The sequence below is a fragment of the Streptococcus sp. CL5.50 genome (assembly GCF_049738015.1).
In the GTDB taxonomy this organism is placed as follows: Bacteria; Bacillota; Bacilli; order Lactobacillales; family Streptococcaceae; genus Streptococcus; species Streptococcus mitis_CA.
On sequence record NZ_JBKOTR010000001.1, the window covers coordinates 263,771 to 284,248 of the forward strand.

Sequence of the window (20,478 nt, forward strand, 5' to 3'; positions counted from 1 at the left end):
TATTGAAATTAAGATTCTTTAACTTCTAACAAACCAATTTCGCCATCCTCACGACGATAAATCACATTGGTTGTCTGATCTTCAACATCCACATAGATAAAAAAATCATGTCCCAACAAATCCATCTGTAGAATAGCTTCTTCCAAATCCATTGGTTTTAAATCAATTTGTTTTGAACGAACCACTCTAGATTGGACAACATTTGTATCTTCCACCAAAGCATCTGTAAATAATTGACTAGTTGCTACCTTGTTTTTATTTTTACGCTCGATTTTTGTTTTATTTTTACGAATCTGACGTTCAATTTTATCAGTTACAAGGTCAATTGAACCATACATATCTTGAGACACATCTTCTGCACGAAGAGTAATTGAGCCAAGCGGAATCGTCACCTCCACTTTAGCCGTTTTTTCACGATACACCTTCAAGTTAACTCGAGCATCCAACTCTTGTTCAGCTTGAAAATACTTTTCGATCTTTTCGAGTTTAGAAACTACATAATCACGAATTGCTTCTGTTACTTCTAGGTTTTCACCACGGATACTATATTTAATCATATGAGTACCTTCTTTCTAAACATTTTTGTTTTTCTGATTTCATTATAACGCTTTCATTTTAGTTTTGCAAATTTTTTCCTCATCTTACAAGGGAAAATGTTTTTACATCTTCAGCACCAGCCTCTTCCAACAGTTTCTTCACACGATTTATAGTTGTTCCAGTAGTGTAAATGTCATCTATAAGTAGGATTTTTTTAGGAATAGTGACTCCACTTTTAATAAAGAAAGGAAGTTCTGTCGTCAAGCGTTCTGAGCGACTTTTAGAAGAACTAGCTCTCTCTTCTCTTTTCTCTAATAAATCCAGATACTTGAAACCTGCTGCTTCAACTAAACCTTCAACCTGATTAAATCCTCTGTCAAGCAATCTTTCAGGACTTAGGGGAATTACAACAAATTGATACTCTTTGTACTTTTTCAACTCCTCACTTAAAAATGAAGCGAAAACTTTTCTTAAAAGGAAGTCTCCATCAAACTTATACCGACTGAAAAAATCCTTCATAGCTTGATTGTAAATAAAAATCGCTCTATGACTGACCTCAACTCCTTCTTTACACCAAAATTGACAATCTTGACACTTTGTTGACAAATCTGTTTTCATACAATTTGGACAGTGCTCTTCTCCAATCCTCTCAAAAGTAGAATTACAGTCTGAACAAAGACAAGAGTCATCATTCTTCAGAAGTAAGAGACTACTAAAAGTTAAAACAGTCTTCATAGTCTGCCCACATAACAAACACTTCATAAGCCTGCCTCCTTGTTCATCTGCTGAATTTCCTTAATTGCCTTCTTGATTGAATCATTTAATCCGTCATGAAAGAAAAGCAAATCTCCTGTCGGTCTATCCATGCTTCGTCCAACTCGTCCACCAATCTGAATCAAACTAGACTTGGTAAACAAACGATGATTGGCCTCTACTACGAAAACATCTACACAAGGGAAGGTAACTCCACGCTCCAATATTGTCGTACTGATAAGTATTGTCAGTTCTCCTTCTCGAAAAGCTTGTACCTGCTCTAATCGATTTTCTGTGATAGAAGACACAAAACCAATTTTCTCATGCGGAAATTCCTTCTGTAAGACTTCTTTTAATTGCTCCCCTCTCTTAATTTCTGATGCAAAAATGAGTAAAGGATAAGCTGTCTTTCTCTGCTTCTCAATATAAGACTTTAGCTTTGGTGACAACCGACTTTTCTCTAAACAGTGATTAAAATCGAATAACCAGACAGGTTTAGGAATAATCAAAGGATTTCCATGAAATCGTCTTGGCAAACTTAATCGTTTTAATTCTCCGATGCGAACCTTCCTATCTAACTCATCTGTAGAAGTTGCTGTTAAAAAGATTCTCAATCCATTCTCCTTTACACTATTCTTGACAGCATGGTAAAGCATGGGATTGTCAACATAAGGAAAGGCATCTACTTCATCCACTATCAGCAAATCAAAAGCTTGATAAAACTTCAATAACTGATGGATCGTCGCAACAACTAGTGGTGTTCGAAAATACGGCTCTGATTCTCCGTGTAGTAAAGATATCTCGCAAGCAAAATCATCTTGCAGGCGCTTGTACAGCTCCAAACAAACATCTATGCGAGGACTAGCCAAGCATACTGCACCACCCGCATTGATCACTTTAGCTACTACTTGATAAATCATTTCTGTCTTTCCAGCTCCTGTTACAGCGTGAACCAAGGTTGGCTCCCGCTTGTCTACTGCTCGAATCAGTCCCTCTGATACCTTCTCTTGAAAAGGGGTTAATTGACCACGCCATTTAAGAACATCTTGCTTCAGAAAATCCTCCTGCGGAAAATAGTATAAAGCTTGATCACTCCTGACTCGATTCATCAGTAAACACTCCCTACAATAGTAAGCACCGATGGGCAAATACCATTCATCTAAAATAGCACTATCACAACGTTGACAGAAAAGTTTCCCTTTCTCCTTTCTCATTGCTGGAAGTTTCTCCGCCAACTGACGTTCCTCTTTAGTTAATTCATTCTCAGTAAACAAACGACCGAGATAATTTGGATTTACTTTCATACTTCTTTATTCGTAAAAACCTAGCGCTTTAGATGATTTTTTAGTACAATTAAATCATGGAATTTAGAACAATTAAAGAGGACGGACAAGTCCAAGAAGAAATCAAAAAATCCCGCTTTATCTGTCATGCCAAGCGTGTTTATAGCGAAGAAGAGGCTCGTGACTTCATTACTGCCATCAAGAAAGAGCACTACAAAGCTACGCACAACTGCTCTGCCTTCATTATTGGAGAACGTAGTGAAATCAAACGGACAAGTGATGATGGTGAGCCTAGTGGTACTGCTGGCGTTCCCATGCTTGGGGTACTAGAAAATCACAATCTTACTAATGTCTGTGTGGTAGTGACACGCTACTTTGGTGGCATTAAACTAGGCGCTGGAGGATTGATTCGTGCTTACGCTGGCAGTGTTGCCTTAGCTATCAAAGAAATTGGCATCATTGAAATAAAGGAACAAGCTGGCATTGCTATTCAAATGTCTTACGCTCAGTACCAAGAGTACAGTAACTTCCTTAAAGAACATAATCTCATGGAACTGGATACAAACTTTACAGATCAAGTCGATACGATGATTTATGTTGATAAAGAAGAAAAAGAAACTATTAAAGCTGCACTGGTGGAGTTTTTTAATGGAAAAGTTACTTTAACTGATCAAGGTTTACGAGAAGTTGAAGTTCCTGTAAATTTAGTGTAAACAAAGGAGAAAAATATGGCATTTGGTAAATTCATTCAAGGACTTGCTGGTAACTTTAGCGAGCAAAACAAAGAAACTCTTATCAAAGAATATGGACAATATCTACTAGAAAATGAAGAAATTCAAAGTGGATATAAACTGATTCGTGACTCAATTATATTTACAAATATCCGCATTATCTTTACAGATAAACAAGGCGCTACCGGTCGTAAGATGTCTATTAAATCAATCTTTTTGATGAACATTGTTAACGTTGAAATGGAAACTGCAGGAGCAGGTATAGATGATAGTGAAATTACTATTACTTATTTAGAGAATGTCTTTCTAAAAGCACATAATGAACATTTTAGTTCTCATAAATTTGAATTTCCTAAGAAAACGGATATCGTTCCACTTTATACCTATTTATTAGAATTAGCTTATCACAATCGCTTGAAAATTAATGACTTGGACCTGTGATATAAAAAAATCCTATCACTTCGATAGGATTTCTATATTTTACAAATGATATAGATAGCGTTATACTAGAAATATCTTATACAAAGAGGTATTCATATGTCTATTTATAACAATATTACTGAATTAATCGGTCAAACTCCGATTGTTAAACTCAACAACATCGTACCAGAAGGGGCTGCGGACGTCTATGTAAAGCTTGAAGCATTCAACCCTGGTTCTTCTGTAAAAGATCGTATTGCTCTTAGCATGATTGAAAAAGCTGAACAAGACGGTATTCTGAAACCAGGTTCTACAATTGTTGAAGCAACAAGTGGAAACACTGGTATTGGACTTTCATGGGTAGGTGCTGCTAAAGGGTATAAAGTCGTCATCGTTATGCCTGAAACTATGAGTGTAGAACGACGTAAGATTATCCAAGCTTATGGTGCTGAACTCGTCCTAACTCCTGGTAGTGAGGGAATGAAAGGCGCTATTGCTAAGGCTCAAGAAATCGCTGCTGAACGTGATGGTTTCCTTCCTCTTCAATTTGACAATCCAGCTAATCCAGAAGTACACGAAAGAACAACAGGAGCTGAAATACTAGCTGCTTTCGGTAAAGATGGACTAGATGCCTTTGTTGCTGGAGTGGGTACCGGTGGAACGATTTCTGGTGTTTCTCATGCACTCAAATCAGCAAATTCTAACATTCAAGTTTTTGCGGTAGAAGCAGATGAATCTGCTATTCTATCTGGTGAAAAACCTGGCCCTCACAAAATTCAAGGTATCTCAGCTGGATTTATTCCTGATACACTTGATACAAAAGCCTATGATGGTATCGTTCGTGTAACATCAGACGATGCTCTCGCACTCGGCCGTGAAATTGGTGGAAAAGAAGGATTTCTTGTAGGGATTTCTTCAGCTGCAGCTATCTACGGAGCCATCGAGGTTGCCAAGAAATTAGGTACAGGTAAAAAGGTTCTTGCTCTAGCACCAGATAACGGTGAACGTTATCTCTCTACAGCACTTTATGAATTTGAAGTGTAGTCTCCTAAATGCACTTAGCCCTTTTTATAGGGCTTTTTATTTATATCTTGAAAAGTAGAATTCTTTCCCTATAGGAATCTACTGCATAGAAAAAAGGAAGCACTTCAGCTTCCTTTTTATTATTAGTTATTCAAGGCTGCTGCCATTGTAGCTGCAACTTCAGCTTCGAAGTCGTTTGCAGCTTTTTCGATACCTTCACCAACTTCAAAGCGAGCGAACTCAACTACTGAAGCGTTAACTGATTCAAGATATGCTTCAACTGTCTTGCTGTCATCCATGATGTATACTTGTGCAAGAAGTGTGTAAGCTTGGTCAACTTTAGTGTTGTCAAGCATGAAGCGGTCCATTTTACCTGGGATGATTTTGTCCCAGATTTTTTCTGGTTTGCCTTCTGCAGCCAATTCAGCTTTGATGTCAGCTTCAGCTTGGGCAATCACTTCATCAGTCAATTGAGCTTTTGATCCATACTTCAAGTGTGGAAGAGCTGGTTTGTTAACCATTGCACGACTTTCGTTGTCTTGGTCGATAACGTGGTTCAATTGTGCCAACTCATCTTTAACGAATTGCTCATCCAATTCTTTGTAAGAAAGAACTGTTGGTTTCATCGCTGCGATGTGCATTGACAATTGTTTAGCAAGTGCTTCGTCTCCACCTTCAACAACTGAAATAACACCGATACGTCCACCGTTATGTTGGTATGCTCCAAAGTGTTGTGCGTCTGTTTTTTCAATCAATGCAAAGCGACGGAATGAGATTTTTTCTCCGATAGTTGCTGTTGCAGATACGTATGCAGCTTCAAGAGTTTCACCTGAAGGCATTGTCAAAGCAAGTGCTTCTTCATTATTAGCAGGTTTTCCTTCAGCAATAACTTTAGCTGTAGTATTTACCAATTCAACGAATTGAGCATTTTTCGCAACGAAGTCAGTTTCAGCGTTTACTTCAATAACTGCTGCAACATTACCGTTAACATAAACACCCGTCAAACCTTCTGCAGCAACACGGTCAGCTTTCTTAGCTGCCTTAGCCATACCCTTTTCACGAAGCAATTCAATCGCTTTTTCGATGTCACCGTCTGTTTCTACAAGCGCTTTTTTAGCGTCCATAACACCGGCACCAGATTTTTCACGCAACTCTTTTACAAGTTTAGCTGTAATTTCTGCCATTTTGATTCTCCTATATTTTTTTAAAAATAGGAGAGCCGGGCTAAGCCCCGCCCTCCTAGGTAATTACTATTTATATGAATTAAGCGTTGTTGCCTTCTACAACTTCAACGATTTCTTCAATTGAATCTGCTTGAGCTTCAGAAGCTGCAAATTCTGCTTCAACTGCTGTTGCATCTTCACCTTGACGTCCTTCGATGATAGCGTCAGCCAATTTAGCTGTGATCAATTTAACAGCGCGGATAGCATCATCGTTAGCTGGGATGATTACATCGATATCATCTGGATCAGTGTTTGTGTCAACCATCGCTACAACTGGGATTCCCAATTTCTTAGCTTCTTTAACAGCGATTTGCTCTTTATGTGGGTCAACTACGTACATAACATCTGGGATACGAGGCATGTCTTCGATACCACCCAAGAATTTTTCAAGACGTGCACGTTGTTTGTTAAGAAGTGCAACTTCTTTCTTAGGAAGAACTTCGAAAGTTCCATCTTCTTCCATACGTTTGATTTCTTTCAAACGAGCGATACGTTTTTGGATTGTTCCCCAGTTTGTAAGAGTTCCACCCAACCAACGGTGGTTGATGAAGTATTGACCTGAACGTACTGCTTCTTCAGCAACTGCATCAGCTGCTTGTTTCTTAGTACCAACGAACAATACAACTGCATCGTTAGCTGCTGCATCACGCATGAAATCGTAAGCTTGGTCAGCGTATTTTACAGTTTGTTGCAAGTCGATAACGTGGATTCCGTTACGTTCAGTGAAGATGTATTTAGCCATCTTAGGGTTCCAGCGACGAGTTTGGTGACCAAAGTGTACACCAGCCTCAAGAAGTTGTTTCATTGAAATTACTGCCATGAGTATTTCTCCTTTTTGTTTTTTCCTCTTCTTGACTTCAACTCGCAAAACGACCCAAGGGCAACTGTTTCACAATTCATCAAGAATGAGTATTATCGTTCACACGACAAATTTCATTTTACCATACTTTTTCAATATTTTCAAGCTATTTTAGTAGATTTTTAAAGTAAGTTAACTATATAAATCATAAAAGAGACTCAAATTGAGCCTCTTCGTTTTATTCATTAGTTTGGATAGATATATGTTACAAAACCTTCTGAAGTTGTAGTCGGATTGAACCATCCACGTTTATTTCCGATTGTACGGTTTCCACCATAGTTTGATTCAGATACTTGGATACTTGTTGATGATGAAACAGCTGTAACCACGGCTACGTGTCCATATCCACCATCATTCCAACATGCAATCGCACCAACTTGAGGTGTAGATCCTGTACGGAATCCTGCTGCAGCTGCACTTGTAGCCCACTGTGCTCCATTACCCCAGTAATCTCCAGCCCAAGGTGCCAATGTCTTAGCTCCCCATGTACACTCACCCGTTGGATAACTTGACGCATTTGTGCTATATGTTGGACGATGTTTCACTAATGCAGGAGTATAGCTTGAAGATGATTCAGAGACTGCTTGAACTTCTGCTGTAAAAGTTGTATTCCCAGAAGCAACAACTGTTTGTTGTTGACTTTCTTGTTTAGCTTTGTAAGCTGCTTCTGCTTCTGCAGCTGCTTTAGCTTCTGCTTCCGCTGCTGCTTTTTTCTCAAGTAAACTTGCTTTTTCATCCTCTGCAGTAGCCTTTTCAGCAGCAAGATTCAATTCTGCAGCTTTCAATTCAGCTTGTTTTGTAGTTAATGTTTGAGCATCATCAGCTAGTTTTTGCTGATTTGCAATAACTGTATTAATTGCATCATTGTTTGCTACTTGTTTTTCAGAAATAGCTTTTTTATCTGCTTTTTGTTGTTCCAACATTTTGTTGTTTGCAGACACGATTTCACTCATTGCAGCAACACGTGAAATAGCTTCTGTAATTGATTTTGAATTTACAATTGTATTGATGTAATTTGTTGCAGCTCCATTTGTTTGAGCACTACGAGCTTGTTTTTGCAATGAATCATTGCGAGATACAATATTCTTAGAAAGTTCTGTAATTTCACCCTCAAGCTTTTTAGATTCTGCTTGTAGTCTATCATTTTCAGATTGCAAGTTTGATTGCTCTGTTTGAATAGCAGATACTTGCTCCTGAATTTGATCAACTTGTTTTTGGGCTTCCTGTTGTTGTGCTGTTAAGTTACTAATTTTATTATCTTGAGCAGCAATTTTGTCATCAGTCGTTTCTGCATGCGCAGTTGTTAAAACAGCTACTTGAGAAACCATTACTGTACTTAGTAAAAGTGACGCTAAGATTTTTTTCTTCATATTTCGTAGATACTCCTTCTTTTAAAGACACTACTAGTATACCAAAAAAAGGCCTAATGAATATTACGCCTTTGTTACATTTTTATTTCTTTCTTATAGGTAAATCTTTTCAAAAATAAACTGAAAAATAATCATCCATATAAGGTTCAAAATCATTGATGGTACTAAACTATAGACTATAAATAAAGACATACCATCCACAGTTAAACCTACCACTAATGCAAGTATATAAGCTCCCATCTCAAATAGAAAAGTCATGACAATAATTGCCAACATTCTCGTCCAACGATTCAATAAAATAACACTATTAAATTTATGGAGAAATACTCCCAACAAGACGAACAACAAAGTCGCAATCCCTATCAAGTGGAAAAAGTAAATGTCATAAACCAAACCCACTACAAAACAATATGCTAAATAGAGATACTCTGATACCTCAATCGTCTCAAATAAGAGAAACAAAAATAGAAAATGACTAGCCAACTGCACGTGGGGAAAAAATGAGCCCAGAAGCTGACTAATATGGGCATCAATTAGAACAAAGAAAGGAAGCAATAAAAATACTCCAACCCGCTTCAACTGTCTCATTATGAATTCCCCACTAATTCTATCACACTCACATTATGAGTATCTGCACTTAATTTAACTGTTACTTCTCTTGTCAAATAGTCTGTACTATGCGTTGTAGCAACCACTTCACCAACAGGAATATCAGCAACGTTAAAGTTTCCTAATCCACCAGTGGCCACCTTATCTCCCGCACTAATATCGCTATTACTATTTAATTGGCTAATTTTTAGAACTTCATTTTCCTTGTCATAGCCAACAATAATTCCATAAATTGTTGTAGAACCATGTTGAATTTTAACAGAAATCTTATCAGCATTTTCCGTATTTGTCAGAAGGTTGACCATAGTAGAGTTGTCCTCCACTTTTGAAACACTCCCAATCAAACCACCATTTGCAATGGCTAACATATTTTCAGAAACCCCTTTTGATTTACCTGCATCCAGGGTCAATTCCTGCTTCCAAGATACTGGAGAACGCATAATAACATCTGCTGCTAAAGTCTTTGTAGCTTGTAATTTGGACTTCATATCAAGCAATTGGCGCAGGTGTTCATTTTCTGTCTTTAAACTTTCCGCCTTATTTGATTTAACTTCTAATTGGTAAATCTGTTTCTTCAAACTTTCATTTTCATTATAAGTTCGTGTCAAATGAGCCAAATCTGATTTGACAGAATCAAACCACTGAAAAGGTTTTTGAACAACTCTATCAACCAATGAGATTCCATCTCCTAATTTTGTCACAATTGTACTTGAATAAGTCGTCGCTAAGAGAGCTGACACAAGCAAAACAGTGACAAAAACAATAATGACATATTTTGATTTTTTAAAACGGTTCATATCCCTACCTTCATATCAAAAACTGTTACAGTAATTTTTTATCAATTCCTGAAAGCTACTAAGATTTTAAGAAAAATAAGCAACAACCAAGTACGATAATAACAAGAATGGTCAGCGTATCCTTTCTAGTCCATTTCAGTTGTCGGTATTGACTTCTGCATTTTCCCCCCTGATAACCACGCGCTTCCATAGCGATAGCCAAGGAATCTGCACGTTTTAAACTTGTCGCAAAAAGAGGAATCAAAATGGGAATCATAGCCTTCACCTTTTGAACAATGCTTCCTTCACCAAAATCCACTCCACGCGCTTTCTGTGCGTTCATAATCCGCGTCGTATCATCCATTAAGGTCGGAACAAAACGCAAACTCATAGATAGCATCAATCCAATTTCATGAACTGGAACTTTCACACGCTTTAAAGGTGCTAATAAAGCTTCGACAGCTGATGCCAAACTTAAGGGCATGGTAGTTAAGGTTAACAAAGTTGAAAAGAAAATAATCAATACGAAGCGACAAAAAATAATCCCAGCTTGTTGCAAAGCATAATCCGTGATTCTCACAAACGAAAACTCAAATAAAACATTCCCATTAGAAATGAAAAACAGTTGAAAAATAGTTGTGAAGGCAATCAAGAAAAACATAGACTTCAAGCCCTGAATAAAAAATGAAAGAGATACTCCTGACAAGGCAATAAAGATCCCTGTCGCTATAAAAAGAATCAGATTCGTCAAGGGATTATTAGCCCAAAAAACGATCAAAATCAGTAGCATCATAGCCAGTAATTTGCTACGTGGATCCAATCGGTGAACTATCGAATCCCCTGGGATATAACGCCCCAAAATCATACTATCCATTTAGCGACTCCTTGAACTCCTCTATCTTAATCGGTAATCGTTTAAATGACACGCCTCTATCAGCCAATCGTTTACAAAAAGCTGTAATTTTAGGTACTCCCAACTGAACTTCTTCCATAAAAACAACATCTTGAAAGACATCACTCGGTTTACCAAACTTAACTAAACGTCCCTTTTCCATCACATATACCTGGTTCGCATATTCAGCAACATCATCCATCAAATGTGTTACTAAGACGATGGTCATCCCTGACTGATGGAGCTTTTTGAACAAATTCATCAGCTCTTTTCTTCCCAGGGGATCTAGGCCTGCTGTGGGCTCATCTAAGACTAATATGGCTGGTTCCATGGCAAGTATGCCTGCAATGGCGACACGTCTCATTTGTCCACCTGATAACTCAAACGGACTGCGATCAAAAAGTGATTCATCAATTCCAACCAGAGCCAGTTTCTCACGCGCAATCTGCTCCGCATCTTCTTCAGAAACTCCAAAATTTTGCGGTCCAAAAGCAACATCCTTCAAAACCGTTTCTTCAAAAATCTGATTTTCAGCAAACTGAAATACCAAGCCAACCTGTTTTCTAATTTGACGAATATCTTTATTTTTAGAAGTCGAAGTGATTAAGGTATCAAAAACTCGCACACTCCCTTGACTTGGCACCAACAAACCATTTAAAAGTTGTAAAATAGTTGATTTACCACTACCTGTGTGGCCAATTAAAGCCGTATAAGAACCATCTTCAATCGTCAAAGAAACATCTGACAAAGCTGTTGAAGCTAAGGGAGTCCCTTCTTGATACGTAAAACTCACATTTTCTAGAGCAATTCCCATAGTTTATCCTCTAGCTCACTTTCTGTCAAATAATTTTCAGGCAAATCATAGCCATTCTGGCTCAAAGAATGTTTTAATTGATTAGCAAAAGGATCGTCTAATCCAATTTGATCCAAATCATTTCGAGAGAAAAGCTCCCTTGGACTACTAGTTGATTCAATTGACCCTTTTTTCATGATCAACACACGATCACTCATGGCAACTTCTTCCAAATCATGTGTAATGGAAATGACCGTCATATCATAGTCTTTCCGAATTCCTTTTACTGTCTCAATCAGTTCTCTACGTCCCTCAGGATCCAACATACTCGTTGCTTCATCTAAGATTAAAATAGCTGGTCTTAGGGCTACAACACCTGCAATAGCCACACGTTGCTTTTGGCCACCTGATAGACGCGCTGGCTCTCTCTTTTTAAAGTCCAACATGCCAACCAAATCCAGAGCTTCTTCCACTCTCTTTTTCATTTCTTGACGAGAAAGTCCCTGATTTTCCAAACCAAAGGCAACATCATCTTCAACAGTCGCTCCAACAAATTGATTGTCTGGATTTTGAAAAACCATACCGATTTGACGACGTATATTCCAAACATTTTCCTCAGTCAGCCGTTGGCCATCAATTACAATCTCTCCGGATTCTGCTTCCAGTAAGCCATCAATTAAGCGAACCGTCGTTGATTTACCACTACCATTATGCCCTACAATCGAAAGCCATTCTCCACGTTTCACGTGAAACGTAATATCCTTCACATCGTAATATTCCTGACTTTCCTTATAGCGAAAAGAAAGATTTTTTACATCAACTACTGATTTCATTTCGAACCAAATGTCCCTTTAAATACATAGGCACTACCCTTGAAATAATCATAGCCAGAGTAGATAGTGAAAAACAAGGCTACATAAAGTAGAACTTGACCAAGCAAAGTCCAATGTAATAGCAAGAAAATAATGGCAAACATCTGACTAAAAGTTTTAATTTTTCCAGGCATTGCTGCTGCTAAAACTGTTCCACCAGTTTCAACTAATAAAAGTCTTAAACCTGTCACAGCCAACTCACGACAGATAATCACTGCAACAATCCAAGCTGGAGCCATTCCTAACTCAATCAGCATAATAAAAGCCGACATAACTAGTAGCTTATCCGCCATAGGATCTGCAAATTTACCAAAATTACTAACCACATTCCATTTACGAGCTAAATATCCATCTAAATAGTCTGTAATACTGGCAATAGCAAAGATAATAGCTGCTACCATATGACTCTCTATCGAATTTCCTACTGTTAAAATAAAGATAAAAATAGGTATAAAGAGAATTCGACCTATTGTTAAGATATTTGGAATTTGTTCTTTTTTCATTCGTTTTTCCTTAATTTTTAGTAAAGGTTACAGCGATTTTTCCAGTCTGAGCTGTTAATTTCGATAAATCAACAGTCTGATTGTCTACTGTTAAGGCAACACCTTTGACAACACCTAAAGTAATTGTCACAGGATTTTTAGTTGAAACGCTTGTCTCCGCACTTTTATTATCCGATGATAAAGTCACACCACCCTCAAGATCACTTTCTGAAACACTAACCCAACTTCTAGCATCTGACACTGATAATTGCAATTTTGCAGTTTCCTTGCTCGTTTTATAAGCAACTTCTACTCGATTTCCTTCACCTGATACACTTATAGCAGGTTCTATATTTGAAGAACTACTAGATGAGCTACTGCTTGAAGATGGAGTTACAGAACTAGTCGAACTTATTGCTTGGACTACACTATAACTAGACGCAGACGAACGCTCCGGTTGAGTCTGGAGATAATTCCAAACATAATAAGTCACAAAAATGACAATCGATAGTGCAAAGAGTATAAAATAAAATAAAGGTAAAAATGATGTCCTATTTTTCTTACTCGAACGTCTCCTGCCTGTCAACTCGTCTTCATTAACATCTACTTCCTCATAAGTAATCATGCTCCCAGAATCATAAGCATCTAAGATAATTCGCTCATCTAGCTCAACTGCCCACGCATACTTTCTCAAAAAAGAACGAGTATAAAATGGACTAGGAAGTTGATCAAAATCATCAGCTTCCATTGCCTCCAACATATCCAACTGAATTTCTGTTTTTTTGTGTAATTCTTCTAAAGTTAACCCTTGGTTGGTTCTAGCTAAACGTAAAACCTCACCAATTGTTTTTTTCCTCATACTTGTCATTCCTTCTTTCTAGTGTCGATTATGATAGGTTACTATGATGGAAATATTGTAAAATCAACTATGTCACCATCATCTATTAAATGGTGTCCAGCATCAAGGACATCCTCTACAGTAATTTCCTGTAAAATTTTCGGCAAATCAAAGATTGTCTCACCTTGTCCAAAAGCATCATATTGCGTTGCAATAAATTCAAGAGAGTTCATGCTACTGAAAAATTCTCCAAACATCTCTCTTTTGATAATATCTAAATGATCCTCTGTAATATCTAAATCCTTTGTGAAATTACGAATAGCCTTTTTAAACTGATGAGATAAAGCAACTGGCTCTTTTGTATCCATTGTCAACATAATAAAATGAAAGCGACTTGTTACTTCAACTTCAAGAGATAAGGACGCATCAATTTTACCTGATTCATATAATTTCTGAAAACGATCCGAGGTCCAACCAAACATCATTGTAAACAATAATTTTAATAAAATATGATGTCGATAGCAATCATCCTCAGCAACATCTTGTTTACCTCTAATACCAATCGCTAGTTTTGGAGAAGACACTTCCATTCTCATACTGTCTGTTTGCTTTACAGCCTGTAAAACAAACTTTTCTCTTGCTACATCCTGAACATCTAAATCTTTCAGTTTTTTGCTTTCAAAATAGTCCTGTACTCGTTCCAAATCAAAATTACCAACTAAAAACAGAGACATGTTTACAGGTTTGTAAAATCTTGTAAAATTTTCTTGTAAATTAGTTAGATTGATTTGGGAAATGGACTCCTCACTACCAACTATATCAGTTGCTAAAGGTGTGCCTGGATACAAATTCGCTAAAGTTGAAAAGAATAAACACGAATCTGGATCATCTTGATACATTTCTCGTTCTTGCTGGATAATATCCTGCTCTCTTAAAATGGAATCTTCAGTAAAGTGTGCTGATGTTACCAATTCATCAATTAAGTCTAAATTATCTAAAAAATGATCCGTTGCTGAAAAAAGATAACTTGTTTTTGTAAAGCTTGTAAAGGCATTACTATCTGCACCTAGACTCGTAAAAGCCGACATCAAATCGCTAGCATCTTCTCTCTCAAATAATTTATGTTCAAGAAAATGAGCAATTCCCGCAGGATATTCTTTTACATCTCCGTCAACTTCAGTGACAAGCATATCTACCGAACCAAACTGAACAGTGACACTCCCGTAAACTTCTTTAAATTCCTTTTTAGGCAAAAGAGCAACTGTCAATCCGTTGGCCAAACGAGTTCGATAAACCATTTCTTTTACAGCTGGATAGTATTTTTCTTCAAAAACAACCTTTGTCATTCTATTCCTTCCATAAAGTAAATTGCTTGTAATTTCACATTACTAGCTACTCTACAAATAGCATCTTTGTCAACTTGCTCGAGTTTTGCAATCCAACCTTTAAAGTCTGCTGAAGATTTTCCAAGTAAGGCATTTTGATAAGCACGTTCAATCAATGAAAATTGATTATCTTGAGAAAGCAACAAAGACCGACGAATCATTTCCTTGGTCTGCTCTAGCTCAAGCTCTGTAAAATAACCTTTTTTTAAATCAAGCAGTTGATTATTCATCATTTTTCGAGCCTGATTCCGATTTTCTCGATCAATGCCAGCATACATCCTCAAGAATCCACTAAACAAATCGAGCTGACTTGAAATAGTATAAGCCAATCCAGCATTTTCACGGACATTTGTAAATAGTTTAGAGTGAGCAAATCCACCAAGTAAACCATTCATTACAATCATGGGTAAATATTGCTCATCACCATATTTAGAAGGACAATGATAACCTAATTCCAAAATAGATTGTCCCACATTTTTCCGAACCATACCTTCCTGCAGGATATTGGAATAAGGTTGACAATACTGAACCTTCACATCCCCTTCTCGACCTTTAAAGCCAAATGATTCTAATACATTTTGAATTTCAACCTCATTAAAATCACCTAGGAAAAAGAAATCTATTCGATTATTGGCCAAAAATTCTTGGAAACAAGAATAAGAACTCTGTGGAGTTTCAGCTAAAATACGATTTCGTAAATCACTATATTCCAATTGGAGACGTTCGTCATGAAAAAATATTTTGTCTAATTCTTTATGTGAAAAATAAAAAGAATCATCCATATCAACTGCTAAACTTGCTAGCAATTGTTTTTTCTCAATTTCAAATAAGGCTGGATCAAATCCATTATCAACTACTACGGGGGAAAAAAGAGTTTCTTTTAAAAGTTCCAAAACCTGAGAAGTTAGCACATTTTTCTTACTTAAAAACTCATCACGAACATAGTTAAATGTCAATTCTACAATATGACTTTGCCCTCTTCTGAAACAATTGGTTGACATATCTGTACCATATAGACTGGCCAAATGTTTTCTCAAATCTTGAGCAGTAGGATACATCTGATTAGCAGTCTCTAGCATACTCGCACTCAACATGCGACCTGCAATCGTATCAAGAGATAATGGAGCGGTAAAACGCACGGTGATTTTGTTCGTTTTAAACTTTTTTGATTGGATAAAATGTGTTGAAATTCCATGCACTAACTCCATGATTTACCTCCTTATATACAGACTTCTATTATATCACGAAAACCTGAAATTTTCTTGTTCTCTGTAACACTTTTGAAATAAAAATCGCTTACATTTCTCCCTGTTTCTCTCACTATTTTTAGGAAAATATGGTATAATACCAAAGATTGAGGTGAATTATGGAATACAAATTATTTGAAGAATTTATTACCCTCCAAGCACTACTCAAAGAACTTGGAATTACACATAGTGGAGGAGCTATCAAATCATTTCTCTCTGAACATTCTGTTTACTTTAATGGGGAATTAGAGAGTCGTCGTGGTAAAAAACTTCGTATTGGTGATAAAGTTGACATCCCTGACATGAATATTGACATCTTGTTGACACAACCTACGTCTGATGAGCAAGAGGAATACCAAGCTGATAAAGTTGAAAAAGAACGAATTGCTAAACTTGTTAAGGAGATGAATAAGGGTGTAAAAAAAGATAAATCAAAACCTACTTCATCACCCAAAAGCAAACAAGCTCCGCGATTCCCTGGTAGATAATCATGTGGCTACAACACCTATCTCTCAAGACTTTTCGTAACTACAAAGAGACGAAAATAGACTTTAATCCTAAATTAAATGTCTTTTTAGGACGCAATGCACAAGGTAAAACAAATATGTTAGAGGCTATCTATTTTTTAGCCTTAACACGTAGTCATCGAACTCGAACAGATAAAAATCTCATTCATTTTAATGAGGAACAACTTCACCTTTCAGGTCTTGTTCAGAAAAAAACTGGATCCATTCCTCTCGAAATCGAACTAACACAAAAAGGACGTGTGACAAAAGTGAATCACTTAAAACAGGCACGACTTTCAGATTACGTAGGACACATGAATGTTGTCTTATTTGCTCCTGAAGATTTACAACTAATTAAAGGAGCACCTTCAGTTCGACGAAAATTCATTGATATGGAGCTTGGACAAATTAAGCCAATCTATTTATCAGATTTAACCAATTATAACCATATTCTTAAGCAAAGAAATACCTATCTAAAATCAGCTCAAACAATAGATGAAACCTTCCTTTCAGTGTTGGATGATCAGCTAGTTGATTATGGATGTCGTGTAATGAATCACCGCTTAGATTTCATAAAAAAACTAGAATCATTTGGGCGTAAGAAACATTTTGAACTCTCTAATCAGATTGAAGAGTTGTCAATATCCTATCAATCTTCTGTCAATATAACTGACAAAGAAGACTTATCCGAATCTTTCAAAATTGCTTTAGAAAAAAGTAGATCCAGAGATTTATTTAAAAAGAATACTGGTGTCGGTCCTCATCGAGATGACATTTCTTTTTATATAAATGGGATGGATGCTAGTTTTGGAAGTCAAGGTCAACATCGCAGTCTCGTCCTCTCGATAAAATTAGCAGAAATCGAATTAATGGAAAGCGTTACTACAGAATCTCCAATATTACTGCTTGACGATGTCATGAGCGAACTTGACAACACTAGACAACTAAAATTATTAGAAACGATTTCTCATTCAATCCAAACTTTTATCACAACAACAAGCTTAGACCATCTTCAAAATCTGCCAGAAAATCTAAGTATCTTCACTATTCAGGATGGTAAAGTTTCTGTAAATTATAATTGACAACATTGTAAAAGAACTCCTATTTCCACGGGAGTTCTTTTCATTGTTTTTTACATAGAATAATTTGGTGCCTCATTAGTAATTTGTACGTCATGAGGGTGGCTTTCTTTCAAACCAGCACCAGACATTTCAATAAATTGAGCATTATCGTGTAGTTCTTTAAGGTTAGCTGCACCACAGTAACCCATACCAGAGCGAATACCTCCAATCATTTGGAAGACAATATCAGCTGCCGCACCTTTATAAGCAACACGACCTTCAATTCCTTCTGGAACAAGTTTGTTTGCTTCATTGATAGAACCTTGGAAGTAACGATCGCTTGAACCTTTCTTCATTGCTGCGATTGATCCCATACCACGGTAAGTCTTGAACTTACGCCCTTGGAAGATTTCAGTTTCACCTGGTGCTTCATCTGTTCCAGCAAACATAGATCCAAGCATAACTGCATTTCCACCTGCAGCAAGGGCTTTTACAATATCTCCAGAATACTTGATTCCACCGTCAGCAATGATCGTTTTACCATATTCACGCGCAACAGCTGCAGCATCATAGATAGCTGTTACTTGCGGAACACCAACACCAGCAATCACACGAGTTGTACAGATTGAACCTGGTCCAATCCCAACCTTGACAACGTCTACACCTGCTTCGTAAAGTGCGCGCGCTCCCTCAGCAGTAGCAATATTTCCAGCAATCAAAGTACGATCTGGGAAGTGAGCACGAATCTCAGCAATTTTACGCAAGACACCTGCAGAATGACCATGTGCAGTATCAATAACAATCGCATCCGCTCCTGCTTCAAAAAGAGCCTCTGCACGTTCAAATGTATCTGAAGTAACACCTACTGCACCTGCAACTAGAAGACGACCAAACTCATCTTTCGCCGCATTTGGAAACTCAATAACTTTTTCAATATCTTTGATAGTAATCAAACCAGAAAGGCGACCTTCTTCATCTACCAAAGGAAGTTTTTCAATACGGTGCTCTTGAAGAATGCTCTCAGCTGTTGCAAGATCTGTACCCACAGGAGCAATAACAAGATTTTCACTAGTCATATGATTTGAGATTGGTTGGTTATAGTCTGAAATAAAACGAAGATCTCGGTTTGTCAAAATACCAACTAATTTACGATTTTCAAGTGTTTCAACAACTGGAACACCACTGATGCGGTAACGTCCCATAAGCTCATCAGCTTCAGCAATTGTATGTTCAGGCGTCAAGAAGAACGGATCAATAATAACTCCATTTTCAGAACGTTTTACCTTGCGAACCTCGTCTGCTTGTTGAGCAATTGACATGTTTTTATGGATAACTCCGAGACCGCCTGCACGAGCAATAGCAATAGCCATTTGACTCTCTGTAACTGTGTCCATGGCAGCGGTAATAATTGGGATATTTAAAGTCAAATTATCTGCCAATTTAGTTGTTAAATCTGCATCGTTAGGCAACACATGACTTTCAGCTGGAATAAGCAATACATCATCAAAGGTAAAACCTTTTTTCAAAAATTTAGTGTCCCAATTAGACATTCGAAGTTTCCTCTTTTCTTTCTTTTTGAGCTTGACTCTTTTTATATTGTATCTATCATACCATTCTATAAAAATTTGTCAAATGTTACAGGGGTAAATAAAAAACTATCTTTTCTTTGAGATAGAAATGATAGTTTCTTGTAAAATAAATTTAGTTAAAGTACTGAAGTCCCATTGCCCCTTTAACCTCAGATAGGGTTTGACCTGCAACTTCACGCGCTCTTTCACTACCTTTTTGAAGCATATTATAAACTTCTCCCATATCCTTAGCAAATTCGATACGGCGCTCACGAATAGGACCAAGTTCACGTTCTAATATTTCAAGTAGATAACGCTTGGTCTTCACATCACCAAGACCACCTCGTTGATAATGTTCTTTCATTTCGGCAATTTCTTGAGCATCTTCTGGGCGACCAAAAACATCTAGATAATGGAAAACCATATTGCCTTCAATTTTACCTGGATCCTCAACGCGGATATGATCTGGATCTGTATACATACTCATTACTTTTTTACGCAAAGTATCCGCATCATCAGCTAAATAAATACCATTATTGAGTGATTTAGACATTTTAGCATTTCCATCTAAACCAGGTAAACGACCCGCTCTCTCATTTTCTGGATAAATACCTTCCGGTTCTACCAATACATCACAGTTATATGCATTGTTAAAAGAACGAACAATTTCACGAGTTTGCTCAATCATTGGTTTCTGATCTGTCCCAACAGGAACATAATTAGCCTTAAAAGCTGTGATGTCAGCTGCTTGAGCTATTGGATAGACCAAGAATCCTGTCGGAATACTCTCTCCAAAGCCTTTCTGAGCAATTTCTGTCTTGACAGTTGGATTACGCTCCAAACGTGCTAATGACACCAAATTCATATAATACATAGACAACTCAGCTAATTCTGGAATTTGGCTTTGAATAAAGATAGTTGATTTACTGGGATCCAATCCAACTGCAAGGTAATCCAAAGCCACATTTCCGATAGACTCTACAATTGTTTGAGGGTCTTTAGCATGATCTGTCAAAGCTTGTTGGTCAGCTAAGAACACAAACATATCATACTTATCCTCTTCCTGTAATAATACTCGATTTTTGAGACTTCCAACATAATGTCCAATATGCAATTTTCCTGTTGGACGGTCTCCTGTTAAAATAATGGGTTTAGTCATTTTGTTCTCCTTCGATATAGTCCCTTCAATTATAGCATTTTTTTAATGAAATAACCGTAATTTATCAAAATAAATCAGCCTTGCTATTTAC

Annotated in this window: 22 protein-coding genes; 5 read left to right on the forward strand and 17 right to left on the reverse strand. The window is 37.2% G+C overall.

What is annotated here, in order from left to right; all coding sequences use genetic code 11:
- Positions 1–8 precede the first annotated feature (8 nt).
- The 3 genes from hpf to ACLNCV_RS01330 all read right to left on the reverse strand — a co-directional run bounded on the left by hpf (position 9) and on the right by ACLNCV_RS01330 (position 2,594).
- Entirely contained in the window at positions 9–557 is a 549-nt protein-coding gene (gene hpf, locus ACLNCV_RS01320) for a ribosome hibernation-promoting factor, HPF/YfiA family (RefSeq protein WP_004255322.1), read from the reverse strand.
- 79 nt (positions 558–636) lie between these two features.
- Positions 637–1,299 (reverse strand): ComF family protein, encoded by a 663-nt coding sequence (locus tag ACLNCV_RS01325; RefSeq protein ID WP_261033236.1) that lies wholly within the window; start codon positions 1,297–1,299, stop codon positions 637–639.
- On the reverse strand, positions 1,296–2,594 hold the full coding sequence (locus ACLNCV_RS01330) for a DEAD/DEAH box helicase (RefSeq protein ID WP_261033248.1): 1,299 nt from the start codon (positions 2,592–2,594) through the stop codon (positions 1,296–1,298). The genes ACLNCV_RS01325 and ACLNCV_RS01330 overlap by 4 nt, the downstream gene beginning before the upstream one ends.
- A 56-nt stretch (positions 2,595–2,650) precedes the next feature.
- On the opposite strand from ACLNCV_RS01330, the gene ACLNCV_RS01335 reads away from it, so the two are divergent.
- The 3 genes from ACLNCV_RS01335 to cysK all read left to right on the forward strand — a co-directional run bounded on the left by ACLNCV_RS01335 (position 2,651) and on the right by cysK (position 4,768).
- On the forward strand, positions 2,651–3,286 hold the full coding sequence (locus ACLNCV_RS01335) for a YigZ family protein (protein WP_050391225.1): 636 nt from the start codon (positions 2,651–2,653) through the stop codon (positions 3,284–3,286).
- 15 nt (positions 3,287–3,301) lie between these two features.
- On the forward strand, positions 3,302–3,745 hold the full coding sequence (locus ACLNCV_RS01340; protein ID WP_060627334.1) for a PH domain-containing protein: 444 nt from the start codon (positions 3,302–3,304) through the stop codon (positions 3,743–3,745).
- Positions 3,746–3,841: 96 nt separating this feature from the next.
- Complete coding sequence (gene cysK, locus ACLNCV_RS01345; RefSeq protein WP_049521100.1) at positions 3,842–4,768, forward strand: cysteine synthase A; 927 nt, start codon at positions 3,842–3,844, stop codon at positions 4,766–4,768.
- Between the two features lie 122 nt (positions 4,769–4,890).
- Here cysK and tsf read toward each other — a convergent pair whose 3' ends face one another.
- The 12 genes from tsf to yfmF all read right to left on the reverse strand — a co-directional run bounded on the left by tsf (position 4,891) and on the right by yfmF (position 16,054).
- Positions 4,891–5,931 (reverse strand): translation elongation factor Ts, encoded by a 1,041-nt coding sequence (tsf, locus tag ACLNCV_RS01350; RefSeq protein ID WP_033682512.1) that lies wholly within the window; start codon positions 5,929–5,931, stop codon positions 4,891–4,893.
- Between the two features lie 79 nt (positions 5,932–6,010).
- Positions 6,011–6,790 (reverse strand): 30S ribosomal protein S2, encoded by a 780-nt coding sequence (gene rpsB / locus ACLNCV_RS01355; RefSeq protein WP_049543268.1) that lies wholly within the window; start codon positions 6,788–6,790, stop codon positions 6,011–6,013.
- Positions 6,791–7,014: 224 nt separating this feature from the next.
- On the reverse strand, positions 7,015–8,199 hold the full coding sequence (gene pcsB, locus ACLNCV_RS01360) for a peptidoglycan hydrolase PcsB (protein ID WP_049543271.1): 1,185 nt from the start codon (positions 8,197–8,199) through the stop codon (positions 7,015–7,017).
- 93 nt (positions 8,200–8,292) lie between these two features.
- Positions 8,293–8,787: a rod shape-determining protein MreD gene (mreD, locus tag ACLNCV_RS01365; protein ID WP_049543274.1), complete on the reverse strand. Its 495-nt coding sequence runs from the start codon at positions 8,785–8,787 to the stop codon at positions 8,293–8,295.
- On the reverse strand, positions 8,787–9,605 hold the full coding sequence (gene mreC, locus ACLNCV_RS01370) for a rod shape-determining protein MreC (protein WP_049543276.1): 819 nt from the start codon (positions 9,603–9,605) through the stop codon (positions 8,787–8,789). The genes mreD and mreC overlap by 1 nt, the downstream gene beginning before the upstream one ends.
- Positions 9,606–9,663: 58 nt before the next feature.
- Positions 9,664–10,458, reverse strand: coding sequence for an energy-coupling factor transporter transmembrane component T family protein (locus ACLNCV_RS01375; RefSeq protein ID WP_084862621.1), 795 nt, complete (start codon positions 10,456–10,458; stop codon positions 9,664–9,666).
- Positions 10,451–11,290, reverse strand: a complete 840-nt coding sequence (locus ACLNCV_RS01380; protein ID WP_000510424.1) for an energy-coupling factor transporter ATPase — start codon at positions 11,288–11,290, stop codon at positions 10,451–10,453. Before ACLNCV_RS01380 ends, ACLNCV_RS01375 begins: the two co-directional genes overlap by 8 nt.
- A complete protein-coding gene (locus ACLNCV_RS01385) occupies positions 11,275–12,102 on the reverse strand; it encodes an energy-coupling factor ABC transporter ATP-binding protein (RefSeq protein ID WP_084926263.1) in 828 nt (275 codons plus the stop codon). Before ACLNCV_RS01385 ends, ACLNCV_RS01380 begins: the two co-directional genes overlap by 16 nt.
- A complete protein-coding gene (gene pgsA / locus ACLNCV_RS01390; protein ID WP_000712122.1) occupies positions 12,099–12,644 on the reverse strand; it encodes a CDP-diacylglycerol--glycerol-3-phosphate 3-phosphatidyltransferase in 546 nt (181 codons plus the stop codon). Before pgsA ends, ACLNCV_RS01385 begins: the two co-directional genes overlap by 4 nt.
- Before the next feature lie 10 nt (positions 12,645–12,654).
- The gene (gene rodZ, locus ACLNCV_RS01395; protein ID WP_084926262.1) at positions 12,655–13,482 is read right to left on the reverse strand and encodes a cytoskeleton protein RodZ; all 828 of its coding nucleotides are present in this window, start codon (positions 13,480–13,482) and stop codon (positions 12,655–12,657) included.
- Between the two features lie 41 nt (positions 13,483–13,523).
- Positions 13,524–14,807 (reverse strand): EF-P 5-aminopentanol modification-associated protein YfmH, encoded by a 1,284-nt coding sequence (gene yfmH / locus ACLNCV_RS01400; RefSeq protein WP_084926261.1) that lies wholly within the window; start codon positions 14,805–14,807, stop codon positions 13,524–13,526.
- Positions 14,804–16,054: an EF-P 5-aminopentanol modification-associated protein YfmF gene (gene yfmF / locus ACLNCV_RS01405; RefSeq protein ID WP_084926260.1), complete on the reverse strand. Its 1,251-nt coding sequence runs from the start codon at positions 16,052–16,054 to the stop codon at positions 14,804–14,806. The genes yfmH and yfmF overlap by 4 nt, the downstream gene beginning before the upstream one ends.
- 158 nt (positions 16,055–16,212) lie before the next feature.
- Here yfmF and yaaA point away from each other — a divergent pair, with 158 nt between their 5' ends.
- Together yaaA and recF are read left to right on the forward strand one after the other, a co-directional pair.
- Positions 16,213–16,581, forward strand: a complete 369-nt coding sequence (yaaA, locus tag ACLNCV_RS01410) for a S4 domain-containing protein YaaA (protein ID WP_084887673.1) — start codon at positions 16,213–16,215, stop codon at positions 16,579–16,581.
- Between the two features lie 2 nt (positions 16,582–16,583).
- A complete protein-coding gene (recF, locus tag ACLNCV_RS01415) occupies positions 16,584–17,681 on the forward strand; it encodes a DNA replication/repair protein RecF (RefSeq protein ID WP_084926259.1) in 1,098 nt (365 codons plus the stop codon).
- Positions 17,682–17,731: 50 nt separating this feature from the next.
- On the opposite strand, the gene guaB is transcribed toward recF, so the two are convergent.
- Together guaB and trpS are read right to left on the reverse strand one after the other, a co-directional pair.
- Positions 17,732–19,210 carry an IMP dehydrogenase gene (guaB, locus tag ACLNCV_RS01420; protein ID WP_084926258.1) on the reverse strand — a complete coding sequence of 493 codons (1,479 nt, stop codon included), beginning with the start codon at positions 19,208–19,210 and terminating at the stop codon, positions 17,732–17,734.
- A gap of 151 nt (positions 19,211–19,361) precedes the next feature.
- Positions 19,362–20,387, reverse strand: coding sequence for a tryptophan--tRNA ligase (trpS, locus tag ACLNCV_RS01425; RefSeq protein WP_049543296.1), 1,026 nt, complete (start codon positions 20,385–20,387; stop codon positions 19,362–19,364).
- Between the last annotated feature and the right edge of the window lie 91 nt (positions 20,388–20,478).